Source organism: Rhodovulum viride (genome assembly GCF_003265965.1).
GTDB lineage: Bacteria > Pseudomonadota > Alphaproteobacteria > Rhodobacterales > Rhodobacteraceae > Rhodovulum > Rhodovulum kholense.
This window is the reverse complement of sequence record NZ_MUAV01000010.1, coordinates 18,700-36,028: the sequence shown is the minus strand read 5'-3', so window position 1 is coordinate 36,028 and position 17,329 is coordinate 18,700. Positions and strand designations below refer to the sequence as shown.

The 17,329-nt window shown below is 69.2% G+C and carries 17 protein-coding genes; 10 read left to right on the top strand and 7 right to left on the bottom strand.

Annotation, left to right across the window (positions count from 1 at the left end):
• Nucleotides 1–27: 27 nt before the first annotated feature.
• Complete coding sequence (locus BYZ73_RS10265; protein WP_112315876.1) at nucleotides 28–1,284, bottom strand: methyl-accepting chemotaxis protein; 1,257 nt, start codon at nucleotides 1,282–1,284, stop codon at nucleotides 28–30.
• 175 nt (nucleotides 1,285–1,459) lie between these two features.
• Here BYZ73_RS10265 and BYZ73_RS10260 point away from each other — a divergent pair, with 175 nt between their 5' ends.
• On the top strand, nucleotides 1,460–1,750 hold the full coding sequence (locus BYZ73_RS10260) for a hypothetical protein (RefSeq protein ID WP_108026577.1): 291 nt from the start codon (nucleotides 1,460–1,462) through the stop codon (nucleotides 1,748–1,750).
• 56 nt (nucleotides 1,751–1,806) lie between these two features.
• On the opposite strand, the gene BYZ73_RS10255 is transcribed toward BYZ73_RS10260, so the two are convergent.
• Nucleotides 1,807–2,547, bottom strand: a complete 741-nt coding sequence (locus BYZ73_RS10255; protein WP_112315875.1) for a YebC/PmpR family DNA-binding transcriptional regulator — start codon at nucleotides 2,545–2,547, stop codon at nucleotides 1,807–1,809.
• 135 nt (nucleotides 2,548–2,682) lie between these two features.
• Between BYZ73_RS10255 and BYZ73_RS10250 the strand changes: the two genes are divergently transcribed.
• Both BYZ73_RS10250 and BYZ73_RS10245 read left to right on the top strand, forming a co-directional pair.
• Complete coding sequence (locus BYZ73_RS10250; protein ID WP_112315874.1) at nucleotides 2,683–4,464, top strand: SLC13 family permease; 1,782 nt, start codon at nucleotides 2,683–2,685, stop codon at nucleotides 4,462–4,464.
• A gap of 74 nt (nucleotides 4,465–4,538) precedes the next feature.
• Complete coding sequence (locus tag BYZ73_RS10245; RefSeq protein ID WP_112315873.1) at nucleotides 4,539–5,483, top strand: endonuclease/exonuclease/phosphatase family protein; 945 nt, start codon at nucleotides 4,539–4,541, stop codon at nucleotides 5,481–5,483.
• 18 nt (nucleotides 5,484–5,501) lie between these two features.
• On the opposite strand, the gene BYZ73_RS10240 is transcribed toward BYZ73_RS10245, so the two are convergent.
• Nucleotides 5,502–6,701 (bottom strand): pyridoxal-phosphate-dependent aminotransferase family protein, encoded by a 1,200-nt coding sequence (locus BYZ73_RS10240; RefSeq protein WP_108026562.1) that lies wholly within the window; start codon nucleotides 6,699–6,701, stop codon nucleotides 5,502–5,504.
• A 119-nt stretch (nucleotides 6,702–6,820) separates the two neighbouring features.
• On the opposite strand from BYZ73_RS10240, the gene BYZ73_RS10235 reads away from it, so the two are divergent.
• The 4 genes from BYZ73_RS10235 to BYZ73_RS10220 are packed head-to-tail and all read left to right on the top strand — an operon-like array spanning nucleotide 6,821 to nucleotide 10,835.
• Entirely contained in the window at nucleotides 6,821–7,501 is a 681-nt protein-coding gene (locus BYZ73_RS10235; RefSeq protein ID WP_108026559.1) for a tyrosine-protein phosphatase, read from the top strand.
• Nucleotide 7,502: 1 nt separating this feature from the next.
• Nucleotides 7,503–9,245: an ABC transporter ATP-binding protein gene (locus BYZ73_RS10230; RefSeq protein WP_112315872.1), complete on the top strand. Its 1,743-nt coding sequence runs from the start codon at nucleotides 7,503–7,505 to the stop codon at nucleotides 9,243–9,245.
• Nucleotides 9,246–9,283: 38 nt separating this feature from the next.
• Nucleotides 9,284–10,042, top strand: coding sequence for a CAF17-like 4Fe-4S cluster assembly/insertion protein YgfZ (gene ygfZ, locus BYZ73_RS10225; protein ID WP_112315871.1), 759 nt, complete (start codon nucleotides 9,284–9,286; stop codon nucleotides 10,040–10,042).
• Nucleotides 10,035–10,835 (top strand): fructosamine kinase family protein, encoded by an 801-nt coding sequence (locus BYZ73_RS10220; RefSeq protein WP_112315870.1) that lies wholly within the window; start codon nucleotides 10,035–10,037, stop codon nucleotides 10,833–10,835. Before ygfZ ends, BYZ73_RS10220 begins: the two co-directional genes overlap by 8 nt.
• Before the next feature lie 10 nt (nucleotides 10,836–10,845).
• On the opposite strand, the gene efp is transcribed toward BYZ73_RS10220, so the two are convergent.
• Nucleotides 10,846–11,409 carry an elongation factor P gene (gene efp / locus BYZ73_RS10215; RefSeq protein WP_112315869.1) on the bottom strand — a complete coding sequence of 188 codons (564 nt, stop codon included), beginning with the start codon at nucleotides 11,407–11,409 and terminating at the stop codon, nucleotides 10,846–10,848.
• 215 nt (nucleotides 11,410–11,624) lie between these two features.
• On the opposite strand from efp, the gene BYZ73_RS10210 reads away from it, so the two are divergent.
• Nucleotides 11,625–11,945, top strand: a complete 321-nt coding sequence (locus tag BYZ73_RS10210) for a DUF6280 family protein (RefSeq protein ID WP_075785094.1) — start codon at nucleotides 11,625–11,627, stop codon at nucleotides 11,943–11,945.
• Nucleotides 11,946–12,050: 105 nt separating this feature from the next.
• Here BYZ73_RS10210 and BYZ73_RS10205 read toward each other — a convergent pair whose 3' ends face one another.
• The 3 genes from BYZ73_RS10205 to BYZ73_RS10195 all read right to left on the bottom strand — a co-directional run bounded on the left by BYZ73_RS10205 (nucleotide 12,051) and on the right by BYZ73_RS10195 (nucleotide 14,814).
• Complete coding sequence (locus tag BYZ73_RS10205; RefSeq protein ID WP_112315868.1) at nucleotides 12,051–12,623, bottom strand: hypothetical protein; 573 nt, start codon at nucleotides 12,621–12,623, stop codon at nucleotides 12,051–12,053.
• 85 nt (nucleotides 12,624–12,708) lie between these two features.
• Complete coding sequence (locus tag BYZ73_RS10200; protein WP_112315867.1) at nucleotides 12,709–14,085, bottom strand: TolC family outer membrane protein; 1,377 nt, start codon at nucleotides 14,083–14,085, stop codon at nucleotides 12,709–12,711.
• Nucleotides 14,086–14,160: 75 nt separating this feature from the next.
• Complete coding sequence (locus BYZ73_RS10195; protein ID WP_112315866.1) at nucleotides 14,161–14,814, bottom strand: protein-L-isoaspartate O-methyltransferase family protein; 654 nt, start codon at nucleotides 14,812–14,814, stop codon at nucleotides 14,161–14,163.
• 288 nt (nucleotides 14,815–15,102) lie between these two features.
• Here BYZ73_RS10195 and BYZ73_RS10190 point away from each other — a divergent pair, with 288 nt between their 5' ends.
• Nucleotides 15,103–16,350, top strand: coding sequence for a 3-deoxy-D-manno-octulosonic acid transferase (locus tag BYZ73_RS10190; RefSeq protein WP_112315953.1), 1,248 nt, complete (start codon nucleotides 15,103–15,105; stop codon nucleotides 16,348–16,350).
• The gene (locus BYZ73_RS10185) at nucleotides 16,343–17,323 is read left to right on the top strand and encodes a threonine dehydratase (protein WP_112315865.1); all 981 of its coding nucleotides are present in this window, start codon (nucleotides 16,343–16,345) and stop codon (nucleotides 17,321–17,323) included. The genes BYZ73_RS10190 and BYZ73_RS10185 overlap by 8 nt, the downstream gene beginning before the upstream one ends.
• Nucleotides 17,324–17,329: the final 6 nt, after the last annotated feature.

Genomic DNA, 17,329 nt, shown 5'->3' with positions numbered 1-17,329 from the left:
GACATCGCTGGCATCGGGTCGGGCGCCTCAGACGGGGACCGAGCGCTTTTCGGGAAGGGTCGCGGGCGCGGCTTCGGCCAGATCGGGGCGCAGGCGCTGAACCAGGGTGCCTCCGGTCTCGATGATCAGCTTCATGCGTTCTTCCATGCGAACCATGTCGGCGATGGCGCCCTTCAGCGCCTCGGTCTCGTCGCCGAGCCCCGCGAGGCCTTCGAACAATCGCTGGCTGGCCGCGATCTGCGCCTCGGCATTGGCGATGACCGCAGACAGGTCCGAGACCAGTTCGGCCGCCTGCGGCGCCTCGCCCGCCCGAGCGAGTGCCGCATCAAGATCGGCGACGGCCCCCCTGATCGCATCGAACCAGGCCTGCGACAGCAGCGGTTCGCGCTTGGCAGTCAGCATCGCGTCGCGTTCCAGCCGCCGGACGCCCCCGACCAGCCGGTCGACCTGCCCGCGCAGCGCGCCTTGCACCGAGACGATGTCGTCATTGACCCGCACCACCCGGCGCAGCACCGCGTTCAGCTCGTCGATCAGCCGGCTAATGCGGTCGAGAAAGAGGTTCAGGTCATGGGCGAGCGCGCCGAATTCATCGGCGGTGCGCACCTCGGCCCGTTCGCTGAGCGTCCCGAAGGCGCGCGCAAGCCCCGCCACCGTGCCCCGCAGCCGCAAAAGCGGCTCCATCCGGGCCCGGAGGATCAGGAACAGCAGGATCGAATGCAGCACGATCTTGCCCACGGCAAGTCCCGCGCTGAGCGTCACGTCGTCAAGCCAGGCGGCGAAGTCCCGTTCCAGATAGTCCCGCACCGTGACGCGGCCCAGAACCTGCCCGACCTCGGCCTCGGCATGGCAGGTCAGGCAGAAGGTCTCGGCGGCGATCTCGACCTCGGCCTCGCGGAACCGGCCGTCGGGCCAGTCGCCAAAAGGGATCCCCTCGGGGGTAAAGCCGAACAGCGCCTCGATCGAGCGGACCGTGACCGGCGACGGCGAAATGGCGATCTTGTAGCCCAGGTCGTCCCAGTTGCGTTCGAGGATCGGGTACATGGTGCGCGCCGCCACCGGCCCGCCCTCGTTGCGCATGATGGCGCGGATGTTCTCGGCCAGATCCTCGGCCACGGCCCGCGCCTGTTCCTGCCCGCGCGTCTCGAACTTGTAATAGACAAGCGCCGCCTTCAGCGCGAATTCCAGCACCGTCACCGCCAGAAGGACCAGGAAAAAGTCCTTGATCATGTGGATCAGGAACGACTTGTCGAAACGTCCGATCGCGTGGCTCGCGGGCTCGGCCATGGACACCTCCTGCAGCGCCGAAGCCCCGGCGCGGGGTCAGTCTAGGGCCCAGCCCAAGCACACGCCAAGCGGGAAATGCGCCGGGTCAGCACATCGGATCCGCCGGAATGGATGCGGGGCGCGGCCGCGCGGGTTATGATCGGCGGGCAAAGCATCCGGGCAAGGGGGACGGGGGATGGAAATCTGGGCGATGTATCCATGGGTGATCCTGGGCGTGGCGATCAGCGTGGTGTTGCCGATCGTGCGCCATGCCCTGCCCGCAACCCCGTCCGGGACGCTGGAGGCTGCGGCCCCGCCGGTCTGGGTACGGATCTGGCGCGAGGCCCGGCCCTATCTCGCGCTGGGGCTTTTTTCCTGCATCGTCGGGCTTCTGGTGCTGGCCGCGATGGGCGAGCAGATCCTCGACTGGCGCGCCGCGCTGCTGGCGGGCTATGCCTCGGACTCGACGCTGCAGAAGCTGAAATGAAAACCGCGCGCGCCCGTCACCGGACCCGCGCGGCCTGAAACTGCGCCCCCAAGGGCTCAGAGCTGTTCCAGCACCTCGTCGTTGGCCGAGAAATTGGTGGTGACGTGCTGGACGTCGTCGTCATCCTCGAGCGCGTCGATCAGCTTCATCAGCTTCTGCATGCCCTCGAGATCCATCTCGGTGGTATTGCCGGGCTTCCAGATCAGCTTGGTGGACTCGCTTTCGCCCAGGTCCGCTTCCATCTTGGTCGCGACCTCGTTCAGGTCGGTATCGGCGGTGTAGATCACATGCTCGTCATCCGAGCTTTCCACATCCTGCGCGCCCGCCTCGATGGCCGCCATCATCACCGTGTCGGCATCGCCCGCCGAGGCCGGATAGACGATCTCGCCCATCCGCTCGAACATGAAGGCCACCGACCCGGTCTCGCCGAGATTGCCGCCATATTTGGTGAAGGTCGAGCGCACGTTCGACGCGGTCCGGTTGCGGTTGTCGGTCATCGCCTCGACGATCACCGCCACCCCGCCGGGGCCGTAGCCCTCGTAGCGGATTTCCTCGTAATTGTCGCCCTCGCCGCCGATCGCCTTCTTGATGGCGCGCTCGATATTGTCCTTGGGCATGGACTGCGCCTTGGCTTCCTTGATCGCCAGGCGCAGGCGCGGGTTCTTGTCAGGGTCCGGGTCGCCCATCTTGGCGGCAACGGTGATCTCCTTGCTGAACTTCGAGAACAGCTTGGAGCGCGCCGCATCCTGCCGCCCCTTGCGGTGCTGGATGTTCGCCCATTTGGAATGGCCTGCCATGGAACCCCACTTGGCTTTCTGAATTCGACGGGGCTCTCTATATGTCAGGCAGACGCGGACCTGCAAGCCTGCTCGGGGCGTTGGGTCGGGTGAAACCCTCCGGCGCTTGGACGCCGGACAGCCGGGAGACCCTGATTGACCCAGGACCAGTTCATTCTGTTTGCGCTTTTCGCCACCGTCTTCGTCGCCCTGATCTGGGGCCGGTGGCGCTACGATCTGGTGGCCTTCGCGGCGCTGATGGCGGCCGTGCTGCTGGGCGTGGTGAAACCCGACCGCGCCTTCGAGGGCTTCGGCCATCCCGCGACGCTGGTGGTGGCGCTGGTGTTGGTGGTCTCGGCCGGGCTCGTGCGCTCGGGCGCGGTCTATCTGATCACCCGGACGCTGGTCGACAGCGCCCGCGGGCTCGGGCCCCATATCGCGATCATGGGGGGCATTGGCGGGCTCTTGTCTGCCTTCATGAACAATGTGGCCGCGCTGGCCCTGCTGATGCCGGTCGATATCCAGACCGCGCGCAAGGCCGGGCGCGCGCCGGGGCTGAGCCTGATGCCCCTGTCCTTCGCCACCATCCTGGGCGGCATGGTCACGCTGATCGGCACGCCGCCCAACATCATCATCGCGGCCTTTCGCCAGGACGCGACCGGCCAGTCCTTCCGCATGTTCGACTTCGCCCCCGTTGGGGGCGTCGCGGCGCTGGCGGGCATCGCCTTCGTCGCACTGGTCGGCTGGCGGCTGATCCCGAAAAGCGCCGGGCTCGACGCCTCGGCCGACCCGATGTCGGACTATTCCTCCTATATCGCCGAGCTGACCGTGCCCGAGGGCTCGAAGCTGATCGGCCAGCGGCTTGCCGATCTCGACCCCGAGGCCGAAGCCAATGACGTCGCCCTGCTGGGACTGGTCCGGGGCGGCAAGCGGCTTTACGGGCTGCAACGCGGCACCGCGCTGGCGGCGGGCGACTCGCTGGTGATCGAGGCAAGCCCCGAGGCGCTGGACGAGTTCCGCGCGGCACTCTCGCTCGATTTCGCCGAGGGCGCCAATGAGGAACGGCTGAAGGCCGAGGGCGCGGGGCTGACCGTGGTCGAGGTCGTGGTGCCCGAACAGGCGCGCATCGCCGGGCGGTCTGCCCAGCTGGTCGGGCTGGCCTGGCGGCGGCGCACGGTGTTGCTGGGGATCTCGCGGCAGGGCCGTCCGATCCGCCAGCAGATCCGCAAGACCAGAGTCCGGCCCGGCGACATCCTGCTGCTGCTGACGCCGCAGGACGTGGCGCAGGACGTGGTCGACTGGCTGGGCTGTCTGGCGCTGGCCGATCGCGGGCTGGCGGTGACCGACACCCGCAAGACCTGGGTCGCCATCGGGCTGTTCGCGGCGGCGGTGGCGGCGGCCAGCGTGGGGCTGGTCGATCTGACCATCGCCATCGGCCTCGTCGTGATCGGCTATGTCGCGGCCCGGATCATCCCCATCGCCGAGGTCTATTCCCATGTCGAATGGCCGGTGGTGGTGCTGCTCGGCTCGATGATCCCGCTTGGCGTGGCGCTGGAAGAAAGCGGCGGCACCCGTCTGATCGCGGAAACGCTGGTCGGGCTGACCGGCGACATGCCGCCCTGGGTGATCCTGACCGCATTGATGGTGGCCACCATGTGCCTGTCGGATGTGCTGAACAATACCGCGACGGCGGTGGTCGCGGCCCCCGTCGGCATCCAGGTGGCCCAAGCGCTGGGGGTCAGCCCCGACCCGTTCCTGATGGCGGTGGCGGTTGCGGCCTCCTGCGCCTTCCTCACCCCCATCGGCCACAAGAACAACACGCTGATCCTCGGCCCCGGCGGCTATCGCTTTGGCGATTACTGGCGGATGGGCCTGCCGCTGGAACTGATCGTGATCGCGGTTTCGGTACCGATGATCCTTCTGGTCTGGCCGTTCTGAGCCGCCCCCGCAGCCCGGGCTTGACGGCCCGCCCGCGCTCGGCCAGTCCGAACGGGGGCATCAGGAGGCGGGCGGTGATCTGGAAACCTCAGACGGCCGGGGCGCTGGCGATGGTATCGGCCCTGGCCCTTCTGGCCGGGGCAAGCGCTCGCTTCATACCCGGGGGCAGCGCGGCCGGGCCCCTGGCGCGCATCCTCGACGCGCTCGCGCCCTGGCTTCTGGGCGGCGCGCTGGCGCTTGCCCTGGGCGCGGCGGTGCTGGGGCTGCGCCGTCTCGGCCCCATGCTGGCGCTGGCCGCGCTGGCCGCGCTGGCCGGGCTCGGGGCGCTGCACCTGCGCCAGAGCCTGCCCGCGCTGCCCGACCGCGCCCCCGATCTGCGCATCCTCTTCTTCAACGCCTATTCCGGCAATCGCACCCCCGCCGAGACCATCATCCGCGCCGTGATCGACGCGGACCCCGATATCGTCCTCTTCGCCGAAGCCGAGGCCGTTGCCGCGGGCCTGCCGCTTTTGCGAACGCACTACGCTTTCGTCTCGCCTTGCAGCCCCGGGGCCTGCCAGATCGTGCTGGCGGCGCGCACCGCGCCCAAGCGGTTCTGGGCGATGTCGCTGAACCCGGTCTGGCCCCGCCGCTATGCCGTGGCCAAGATCGAGACCGCCAGCGGCAAGCGGGTCTTTCTGGCCGGGCTCCAGCTTCTGAAACCCTGGATGTCGGGCCTAGCCGAGACCGAGCTGGGTCGGCTGACCGCCCAGCTTGGCTGGCTGCCCGACCCGGCGGTCGCCATCGGCGATTTCAACGCCGCGCCCTGGAGCCGGACACTGTCGCAGATCAATGACGCGACCGGCATGGCGACCGCGCGCCTGCCGGTCGCGACCTGGCCGGTGGCCGCGGGGCGTTTCGGGGTGCCGGTCGATCAGGTGCTGGTCGGGGGCGGCGCGCGGCTCGTGCGCCTCGCCCCCTTCGGCGCCGATCTCGGATCGAACCATCGCGGGCTTCTGGCCGAGATCGCCCTGCCCTGACCCCTGTGCCCTGACGCGTCAGCGCCCGGCGATCACCCCCGCCGCGGCCTCGAGCGCGCCCGCGCCATGGGCGACGCCCAGCGCTTTGAACCCGGCCTCCATCGTGCCAAGCGCGCCGAGGATCATATGCGCGTTCACATGGCCCATATGGCCGATCCGGAAGAACCCGTGCCAGGCCGGATCGCCCGGCGCCGCCATGCCAAGCCCGATGCCGAGGGTCACTCCCGCGGTCTCGCTCAGCCACTCGCGCAGCGCCGTGCCATGGGGCGGATCGATCCGGACCGAGGTGACGGCATGGCTGCGCAAGGCCGGATCGGTCATGTTCAGCGCGATCGGCCCGCCCTGCCCCCAGGCCTCGATCGCGGCCCAGATCGCGCGGGCCAGTCGGGCGTGGCGGTCCCAGGCCGCCTCGAGCCCCTCTTCATGCACCAGCATGTCAAGTGCGGCCCGCAGGCCGTACAGGTGATGGGTCGGCGCGGTGCCCCCGAAATACTGATAGAATTCCTGCGGGTTGGCGCGCGGCGTCCAGTCCCAGTAGGGCGTGGCCAGATCGGCGCGCGCCCGTGCCTCTTCGGCCTTCGGCCCAAGGAAGACGAAAGCCAGACCCGGCGGCACCATCAGCCCCTTCTGGCAGGCGGCAACCATCACATCGACGCCCCAGGCGTCCATCTCGAACCGGTCGCAGGCCAGCGAGGCGATGCAGTCGGCCATCAGAAGCGCCGGATGCCCGGCGGCCTCCATCGCGGCCCGCACGCCCGCGACGTCGTTCCGCACGCTGGTGGCGGTGTCCACATGGCTGACCAGAACGGCGCGGATCTGGTGGCCCGTGTCGGCCCGCAGCCGGTCTTCGACCCGGCCCAGATCGACCGTCGCGCGATTGCCGAAATCGAGGATCTCGACCTCGGCGCCCATCGCCCGCGCGGCCTCGGCCCAGCCATGGCCGAACCGCCCGGTGGCCAGCACCAGCACCCGGTCGCCGCGCGCCAGCACGTTCGCCAGCGACGCCTCCCAGCCGCCATGGCCGTTGGCGATGTAGATCGCGACCTTGTGCCGGGTCCGCGCCACCGCCTTGAGATCGCGCACGACGCTTTCGACAAGATCGACCAGCGGGCCGCCATAGATGTTCGGGGCGGGCTGGTGCATCGCCTGCAGCACCCGGTCGGGAATGACGGACGGGCCGGGAATGGCGAGGTAGGGGCGGCCGTATCTGAGGCTCATGGGGGACTCCGCACTTGACCCAAGCTCTGTTATGCCTCGCCCGGGAACCCGTCAATTGCTTGTCAGAGGCGGGGTTTCGGGCTATCTCGCGGCCTCGTGTTTCCGCGCCAAGGCCCCAGATGTTCGACCTTCTGAAAACCCGTTTCGAGGCGTTCGAACGCCGGATGACCCGGCGCCACGGCACCGATCTGACCGCGCCCGGCGCGCGGCGGGTGGCGCTTTTGCATTTCCACCTGATGGATCACGCCTTCCTGCGCATCCTCTGGACCAATCTCGAAGAGATCGCCCCCGGCGTCTGGCGGTCGAACCACCCGTCGGCCGCGCGGCTCCGGCGCTATCGCGAGATGGGCATCCGCACGGTGATTTCGCTGCGCGGACCGCGCCAGGACTCGCACCGCCTGCTAGAGGAAGAGGCCTGCGCCGCGCTGGGGCTGCGGCTTGAAACCGTGACGCTGAAGGCCCGGCGGCTGGTCCCGCGCGAGAACCTGCTGGCGCTGCTCGACCTCTTCGACCGGGCCGAACGGCCGATGGTGATGCATTGCAAGTCGGGCTCGGACCGGGCTGGCTTTGCCTCGGCGCTGTATCTCATCCACGCCGAGGGCGCGCCCGTCGCAAGGGCGCGGGAGATGCTGTCCTGGCGCTTCCTGCATTCGCGCCGCTCGAAGGCGGGGGTGCTCGACGCGGTGCTGGACCGCCTTGAGGCGGATACCGCCGAGGTGCCCATGACCCTGCGCGACTGGATCGCCAGCCGCTACGACCCCGCCGCTATCGAAGCCGCCTTCCGGGCGGGGCGGCGCTAGCATGGCGGGCGGCGGACAGATCTTCGGCTGGCTCTGGCGCGGCTACCTGCGCCGCCATTCGGCCACCATCGGCATCGCACTCGCGCTGATGACGGTCGAGGGCGCCTCGCTAGGGCTACTCAGCTACAGCTTCAAGCCGATGTTCGACCGGATCTTCGTCGCCGGAGACCGGGGCGCGATCCCGATCGTGGCGGGCGCGGTGCTGGCGATCTTCCTGGCCCGCGCGCTCAGCGGCTTCGGCCAGCGGGTGCTGATGGCCCGCGCCGGGCTGGCGATCACCGGCGATCTGCAGAAGGACATGGTCGATCACCTGCTCGACCTCGACGGGTCCTATTTCCAGCGGAACCCGCCGGGCGGACTTCTTGAGAGGGTGCGCGGCGACACCACGGCCGCGGCCAATGTCTGGAACACGGTGCTGACCGCGGCGGGCCGAGACCTGGTCTCGCTCATTTCACTGCTGGCGGTGGCGCTGTCCATCGACTGGGTCTGGACCGCCATCACCATGGCGGGCGTGCCGCTGCTGGTGGTTCCGCTGATGATGCTGCAACGCTGGATCCGGCGCACCGCCCGCAGCGCGCGCGAAGAGGCCGCGCGGATCGCCGGGCGGCTCGACGAGATGTTTCACGGCATCGTCACCATCAAGCTGAACCGGATGGAACGCCGCGAGAAGGGCCGCTTCGGGGACACCGTCTCGCGCTTTGTCGAGGTGCAGCTGCGCGCGCAGGCCGGTCAGGCGGGCATGCCGGCGCTGGTCGATCTGGTGGGCGGCGTGGGCTTTGCCGCGGTTCTGGTCTTCGGCGGGCTGCAGATCATCGACGGCGGCAAGACCGTCGGCGATTTCATGGCCTTCTTCACCGCAATCGCGCTGGTCTTCGAACCGCTCCGGCGGCTCGGCAACGTTTCGGGCGCCTGGCAGGCGGCGCTGGCCAGCCTCGAGCGCATCCACGCGGTCTTTTCCGAAAGGGCCACCATCCTGCCCCCCGCGCAGCCGAAATCCCTGCCTGCCCCGGCCCCGAGCTGCGATGTCGTGCTGGAGAACGTGCATCTGTCCTATGGCGAGACGCCGGTGCTGCGCGGGCTGAGCCTGACCGCCAAAGCGGGTGAAACGACCGCGCTGGTCGGGCCTTCGGGCGCGGGCAAGTCGACCGTCTTCAACCTGCTGACCCGGCTCGTCGAGCCGCAATCGGGCCGTGTCACCGTGGGCGGGGTCGAGGTTCGCGACCTGGCGCTGACCGAACTGCGCGATCTCTTCTCGGTCGTCACCCAGGACGCGCCGATGTTCGACGACAGCCTGCGCGACAACATCTGCCTTGGCCGCGACGTGCCCGAGCCGCGGCTGCGCGAGGTGATCGAGGCGGCCCATATCGACGAGTTCCTGCCGGGCCTGCCCGCCGGGCTCGACAGCCCGGCCGGGCCACGCGGCTCGAACCTGTCGGGCGGCCAGCGCCAGCGCGTGGCCATCGCCCGGGCGCTGCTGCGCGATGCGCCGATCCTGCTGATGGACGAGGCGACCTCGGCGCTGGACGCGCAATCCGAACGCGCGGTGCAGGAGGCGTTGAGCCATCTGGCCAAGGGCCGCACCACGCTGGTGATCGCCCACCGGCTGGCCACCGTTCGCGACGCTGCCCGGATCGTGGTCATGGAGGCCGGTCAGGTGCGCGAAGACGGGCGTCACGAGGACTTGCTGGCGCAAGGCGGGCTTTATGCGGGGCTCTACCGCTTGCAATTCGCCGCCGAGTCCTGACACCTTCGGGCCGGAAACGGCATAGCGGGAGGCGGACCATGACGGGCGAGCAGGCGGCGGACAGGACGGTTCTGAAGATCACCGGCGCGGATCGCGCGAAGTTCCTGCAGGGGCTGGTCACGAACGACGTCACGGCGCTGGAGGGGCGGCTTGTCTATGCCGCGATGCTCAGCCCGCAGGGCAAGTATCTGGCCGATTTCCTGCTGACCGAACGCGACGGGGCGATCCTGCTGGACGTCAGCGCGCAGATCGCCGAGGCGCTGACACGGCGGCTTTCGATGTACAAGCTGCGCGCCGACGTGCAGATCGCGCCTTCGGGTCTGAACGTGCTGCGCGGGCCTGGCCCCGCCCCCGACGGCGCCCTGCCCGACCCGCGCCACGAGGCGCTGGGCTGGCGCGCCTATTCCGACACGCCCGGCACCCCGCCCGTCGCCGACTGGGACGCGATCCGCGTGGCGCATTGCATCCCCGAGACCGGGATCGAGTTGATCCCCGACGCTAGCTATATCCTCGAGGCCGGGTTCGAGCGGCTGCATGGCGTCGATTTCCGCAAGGGCTGCTATGTCGGCCAGGAAGTCACCGCGCGGATGAAGCACAAGACCGAACTGCGCAAGGGGCTCGCGACCGTCGGCATCGAGGGCACGGCCCCGCCTGGCACGCCGATCGAGGCGAATGGCAAGGAGGCCGGTACGCTCTTCACCCGCGCGGGCGATCTGGCGATTGCGCATCTGCGCTTCGACCGGGTGGCGCCCCGGATGACGGCGGGAACGGCGACGGTGCTTTGGCCGGATGGCTGACCGCGCGGCGCTCGAGGCACTGCTGGGCGTCCCTGTCGCCCGGGTCACGCCGCTGCAGGGCGGCGATCTGTCCGAGGTGGTCCGGGTCGCCCTGAGTGACGGCCGGCAGGTTGTGGCCAAGACCGGCCCGCGGGTCGCGACCGAGGCCCGGATGCTGGCGGCCATCGCCGCGACCGGCGCGCCCGCGCCGCAGGTCATCGCGGGGACCGAGGGTCTGCTGGTCCTGGAATACCTGGCCGAAATCCGCGCCACGCCCGACGGCTGGGCGGCCCTGGGCGACGGGCTCGCCCGGCTGCATGCGACGAGGGGCGCAGCCTATGGCTGGCCTGAAGACTATGCCTTCGGCCCGGCCGCGCTCCCAAACCGCGCCTCGGGCGACTGGCCGGGATTCTGGACCGACCGGCGGCTTCTGGCCTGGCCCGAGGCGCTGCCCGCCGACATCGCCCGCCGGGTCGAGGCGCTGGCCTTGCGGCTTGGCGATCTGCTCCCAAACCGGCCGACAGCGTCGCTGCTGCATGGCGATCTGTGGACCGGCAACGTGCTGTTCACAGCGGAAGGCGCCGCGCTGATCGACCCCGCCTGCTATCATGGCGATGCCGAGGTCGATCTGGCAATGCTGGAGCTTTTCGGAACGCCGGGTCCGGCCTTTCGCGACCGCTACGGCGCGTCGGCCCCGGGCTGGCCCGAGCGGCGGGCGGTCTATCAGCTCTGGCCCGCGCTGGTGCATCTGCGGCTGTTCGGCGGTGGCTATCGCAGCTTGGTCGAACGCTGCCTGACCCCGCTGGGCGCGTAAGCCAGCGCCCTCAGGCCCGGGCGGAATATTCCATGGTTTCGGTGTTGACGATGATCTCTTCGCCCGGTCCCACGAAGGGCGGGACCATCACCCGCACGCCATTTTCCAGCAGCGCGGGCTTGAAGCTCTTCGCTGCCGTCTGGCCGTTCACCACCGGCTCGGTCTCGGCAATCCGGCAGGTGACCTTGGGCGGCAGCGTGGCGTTCAGCGCCTCGGCCTCGTAGTACTCGACCACCACGGTCATGCCATCCTGCAGGAACGGGCGACGGTCGCCCAGAAGATCGGCGGGCAGTTCGGTCTGTTCGTAGCTGTCGGTATCCATCACCACCAGCATACCCTCGGATTCATAGAGGAACTGCTGGTCCTTCCGCTCCAGCTCGACCCGGTCGACCTTGTCGGCGCTGCGGAAGCGTTCGTTCAGCTTGGTGCCGGTGCGCAGGTTGCGCAGCTCGACCTGGGCGAAGGCCCCGCCCTTGCCGGGCTTGACATGGTCCACCTTCACCGCGGCCCACAGCCCGCCGTCATGGTCCAGAATGTAACCGGGACGGATTTCGTTGCCGTTGATCTTGGCCATGCGGGAACTCTTAAGAGAAGGTTGATCGCCATTCGGCGGCACCTATATCTTGTCGGTGTCGAGCTGGCAAGGCGACTAGATCCGGTCTCTTCTGCGGGCGAGCCATGCGCTGAGTGCATGGCCGGTCTGCCAAATGGAGAATACCGAATCGCAGCAAAAGCGTCATATTCGGCCGCACGCCCGAAATGCAAGAGCAAGAATAAAAGGACGACGAGATGGTCGATTTCGTTGATGGCACGGCGTTCAATCACGAACAGGGGCATCGTGCCCGGAAATTGTTCGCTGCTGTGGTGCTCGCCGCGTTGGATGACGCAATCGCGGACGACAAGAAATATGGCAACGGCCCCGAGCAGATCGCCCGCTGGGCGCGGTCTCGCGACGGTCGCGAAGTCCTGTCCTGCGCCGGGATCGATCCGAATGAACGGGTCGTTCGCGGTCTCATGGAATTCGTGTCGCGCGGTGTGCGGACCTCTGTTGCCCTGTCGCGCGAGGAAAGCGAACGCCGCCACAGTCAGGAGCAGGCCGAAGCCGCCTGACCCTCCGATGCCGGTTTACACCGAAACGCGCGCCCAAAAGGGCGCGTTTTTCGTTTGCAGGGTCCTGCACCCTGCCGTCTGCGATTTGCGGGGAAACGGGCCGGCCTAGTCGAGATCGCGTTCGGTCAGGGCGCGGGCGATTTCGCGGCGCACCATCTTGCGCAGATTGCGGCTGATGCCCTCGCCCAGCGCCCCGCGCAGTTCCTGCCGGACGACCTCGGCGACCAGTGCCCGCACCGCGGCGGCATCGGCCAGGGTTCCCTCTGATTGCCCCGCCACGACTGGCACGGGGCCGGGCCGGGCCCATCCGGCATCGAGCCAGCCCTCGTCGATCTCGGGATCTTCCCAATCAGCCTCGGCCCCCGCCATCGCCGCCTCCAGCTCGGCGATCCGGCGTTCCAGAGAAGCCGCCTCGCGCCGGTTGGCCTCGGCGAGATCGGCCACGGCAGCAGCGCGCTTGCGCGCGGCGCCCGGGTCCACATCGGGCCCCGTCTCGCAGGCCAGCGGCCCGCGCAGCAGGACCGGAACCGGGCGTGCCGATCCGGAGGTCTCGGTTTCGGCCCGCACGCGGAGGTTGGGGGTCAGCACCAGGCGGCCCAGACGGGGGCGCGACGGCTCCTGGGCCATTGCCGTTGGCCGAAGACTGGCGGGATCGACGATGCTGCGCGTTTCGGCCATGGAACGGCTCCGTACCGGAAAGACGGTTAACCTTACGGGGCGAAAGCCTAGACCCTTCGCCCCCCGGACACAACCGGCGGGCGCGTCAGTTGCGGCCGATGCTTTGCAGAACGCGGTCGAGCTTGCCGCCCTGAAGGCTTTTCGGCGGCGCCGAACTGACCGCGTTGTAATAGGCATTCGGATCGTAGGTCGGAATGCCAAGCCCCAGATGCTTGGCGGTCAGCAGGCCCATCGAGGACAGCACGCTGTAGACGGCCGTGTACTGGTCGGCCTCGGCCTGCACCCGTGCGGTGCGGGCGTCGAGCAGATCCTGTTCGGCATCCAGCACGTCCAGCGTGGTGCGAGCCCCCAGCCGGGCCTCTTCCTTGGTTCCGTCGAAGGCCAGCTGCGCCGCCTCGATCCGCTGGTCGCTGGCGCCAAGCTGGGCCCGCGCCACGGCCAGACCCGACCAGGCATTGCCCACGTCAAGCTCGACCAGCCGCACGGTCTGCAACAGCCCGGCCCGGTTCGCCTGCACATTGGCCATGGCCTGACGCTCGGCCGCGTAAAGCCGGCCGCCGGCATAGATCGTCTGGGACAGCTTGACCTGGCCGGTCACGCCTTCATCGGAATTGTCATCGCGCTGGTAGCCCACCGAGGCGGTCACGCTGGGTCCCTGCGCGGCCTTGGCGCGCGCGAGGTTCAGCTCGGCCACTGTGACGTTGTGCTGAGCCTGGATGATGTCGGGATGGGTCTGCACGGCCACCGCACGCGCGGCCTCGGGCGAGGTGGGCACGCTGGGCAGGTTCGGGATGCCGCTGAGCGTGTCCGGATAATGGCCCACCGCCAGCTTGTAGGATTCGCGCGCCGTCGCCAGCGCGCCCTGGGCCGCAACGAGGTTCGACCGCGCCTCGGCCAAAGCCGATTGCGCCAGCGACACATCGGTGCGGGTCACTTCGCCGACCTCGAACCGGTCCTCGGTGGCGCGCAGCTCTTCCGAGATCAGCCGGGTGTTGTTCTCGGCAAGGCTGACATTCTGCAGCGCCGCGAACACGTCCATATAGGCCTGAACCGCCGAGAGCAGAACGTCCTGTTCGATCCCGATCAGCGCCGAGCGCGTGGCCAGCACGGTTTCCTTGGTGGCATCAAGCGCCAGCCGGTTCTGCCCGCCGTCGAACACTGTCAGCGTTGCCGTCAGTTCGGCCGAGGCACTGGTATTCTGGAACCCGTTCGCCGCCGAGGCCGGGTCGGTATAGGTCCCCGACATCGCGAAGGCGAGCACCGGGCGCAGGGTCGCCAACGCCTGGGCAACATCCTCGTCCGCCGCGCGCAGGAGCGCCCGGTTCTGGTCAAGCAGATGCGAATTCTTGTAGGCCGCGATCAGGGCGTCGGTCAGGGTCTCGGCCTGGGCCGCCCCGCACGCCCAGAGCGACAGCGAGGCCGACAGAGCCGTGCCGGCGAAATATCGAAGGAAACTGCTCATATCCGTGCCTCGTTTGGCTTTTTGCCTTTGTCAGGCCGCCCTTCTTCGATGCGGCTCTTTTATGTCTCCCACGTGTCAGAACTGAAATTCCGTCGCGCGGATAAACCCCGGCATCACCGGGGCGCTTGCATTGAACAGAAACCGCCAGCTCAGCGCGCCTTCGACCTTCCAGGCGATGCGCACCACGCCCAGGGCGCCTTCCATGAAGACCGCGACGATGCGGCCGCCCTCCTTCAGCTGATCGGCAATGGCCTGGGGCAATTCCTCGATGGCCCCCTCGACCACGATAACGTCATAGGGGCCATGCTTGGGCGCGCCCTCGGTCAGCGGGCCGACCTCGACCGCAACATTGTCGACGCCCAGTTCGGCCAGGGTCGCCTCGGCCTCGCGCGCCATGGTGCCGTCTTCTTCCAGCGCCACCACCGCATCGGCCATCCGCGCCATCACTGCCGCCGAATAGCCAAGCCCCGTGCCCAGATCGAGCACCAGATCGCCGTCCGTAAGATCGACCGCCTCAAGCATCTTGGCGAAGGTGCGCGGGTCGAGCAGCACGCGGTCATGGGCCAGGGGAAGGTTTTCGCCGATATAGGCGGCCTCGCTCAGGCGGGCGGGCACGAAGGCCTCGCGGGGCACGGCCAGCATCGCCTCGATGATCGGCAGACGGGTGACGTCCGCGGGGCGGACCTGAGTATCGACCATCGCTTCGCGGCGGGCAGCGTAATCGGCCATGCGGCTGAACTCTCCAGTTCGAAATCTTCCAGATCCGGTGATGCCACAGAAGTCTGCGCGCGGCAATGGCCTGACACCCCATGACCGGGAAGGTATGGCAAGAGGGAAACAGGCCGCACGCGCGGTGCCTTGCCAGTCCGGCATCGGGCACGTAACCCTTTGTACACCGACCCGTATCGCCCTGTTCCTGCTGTCCCAGGCACCCCAACCGTCCGCTCCGGAGGCCTTGTGTCGCCCCCCGCCCGCCCCTCTCGATCCGTCGCCTTCCAGGGCTACCGGCTGCTTCTGATGCTTGCGGCCCCGGTGCTTGCGCTGCGGCTCTGGCGCGAGGGCGCGCAGGCAAGTGACCGGCTTGGGCTGGCCGGGCCGCGCGGGGCGCGCACGCCGACAGTCTGGCTGCATGGGGCTTCGAATGGCGAACTGGCCTCGGCCCGGCCGCTGATCGAGCGGCTGCTGGCGCGTCGGCCCGACCTGGCGCTGGTGGTGACCTGCAACACCCTGACCGGCCGCGCGCTGGTCGCGGGCTGGGACCTGCCCCGGGTCGCGGTGCGGCTTGCCCCTTACGACTATCTTTGGACTCTGCGGCGTTTCGCGGCCCGCTGGCAGCCGCGCGCGCTGATCCTGATCGAAAGCGAGCTTTGGCCGAACCGCCTGTCCGAGATGGCGCGGCAGGGCCGCCCGGTGCTGGTGGCGGGCGCACGACTGTCGGCGCGCAGCGCCGCGCGCTGGGAGCGGCTGCCAGGGCTCGCGCGGCGGCTGACCGGGGCGATCAGCTATCTGTCGGCGCAGGATGCCGGGTCGCGCGACCGCTTTGCCGCCCTTGGCCTGCCCGCCGACCGGATCGGCCCGGTAATCGACCTCAAGGCCTTTGCGCCCGCCCCGGTGCCCGATCCGGACGCGCTGGCACGTCTTGCGCCGCTGCTGCCCCGGGCGCAGACATTGCTGGCGGCCTCGACCCATGAGGGCGAAGAGGCCCCCGTGCTGGCCGCCTTCGCCGCACGGTACCGCGCCGATCCCGGCGCCCGCCTGATCCTGGTCCCGCGCCATCCGCGCCGCGCGCCCGAGATCGCCGCGTTGATCGCCCGGGCCGGGCTCGATCATGCCACACGTTCCAAAGGCGAAACCCCCGGCCCGGCGCGGCCGGTGCTGCTGGCCGACACGATGGGCGAGATGGCGCTTTGGGTCGCGCTGGCCGGGACCAGCTTCGTCGGCGGGTCGCTGGTGCCGAAGGGCGGTCATACCCCCTTCGAGCCCGCGGCCGGGGGCTCGGCGATCCTGCACGGCCCCCATGTCGCGAATTTCGCCGACACCTATGCCGCGCTCGACCGCGCGGGCGCCGCGATCCCGGTCGCCGGGGCCGAAGATCTGGCCGCCGCGCTGGCCGCGCTTGACGGTGCCGAACAGACCCGCCGCGCCGCCCTTGCCCAACGCACGATCGCGGCGCTCAGGGCCGAGGCCCCCGGCCCCGATACGCTGGTCGATGCGCTCGACCGCCTGCTGACTGCCTCTGATGCAAAGGACACCTGCGATGGCTGACCCGCTCTTTTCGCTCGACGACCTGGAAGAGGCCGCCCGGCTCGTCCATGCCCGGATGCAGCCGACGCCACAGTATGCATGGCCGCTGCTGGCCGAGGCGACAGGCACCGAGGTCTGGGTCAAGCACGAGAACCACACACCCACCGGTGCCTTCAAGCTGCGCGGCGCGATCACCTTCATCGACTGGCTGGCCCGCACGCAACCCGACTGCCCCGGCATCGTCACCGCGACCCGCGGCAATCACGGACAGGGTCAGGCGCTGGCCGCCCGCGCCGCCGGCATGACCGCGCGGATCTACGTGCCCGAGGGCAATTCGGTCGAAAAGAACGCCGCGATGCGGGCCTTCGGCGCCGATCTGCGGATCTTCGGCGCCGATTTCGACACCGCCCGCGAAGAGGCCTTTCGCGTCGCAGAAACCGAAGGGCTGGTCCCGGTGCCGCCCTTCCACCGCGAGCTGGTGCGGGGCGTCGCGACCTATGCGCAGGAATTGTTCACCGCCCAGCCCGACCTGCACACCGTCTATGTGCCGATCGGCTGCGGGTCGGGCATCTGCGGCACCATCGCGGCGCGCGATGCGCTGGGGCTGTCGACCCGGATCGTCGGCGTGGTGTCGGAGAACGCCGATTGCGTGCTGCGCTCGATGGCCGCGAGCGATCTGGTCGAGACCCCCACCGCGCGCACCTTCGCCGACGGGCTGGCGGTGCGGGTGCCGGTGGCGGAGGCTTTCGCGATCTATTCGGCGGGCGCCGAGCGCATCGTCTCGGTCTCGGACGAAGAGATCGCCGACGCGATCCGGCTATATTTCCGGGCGACCCATAACGTGGCTGAGGGCGCGGGCGCGGCGCCTCTTGCCGCGCTGATGCAGGAACGCCAGATGATGGCGGGCCGCCGGGTCGGCGTGATCCTCTGCGGCGGGAATATCGACAGCGCCTGGTTCGCCGAGGTGCTGGGGGGCGGCGTCCCCCAGCCCTGAGCCGCG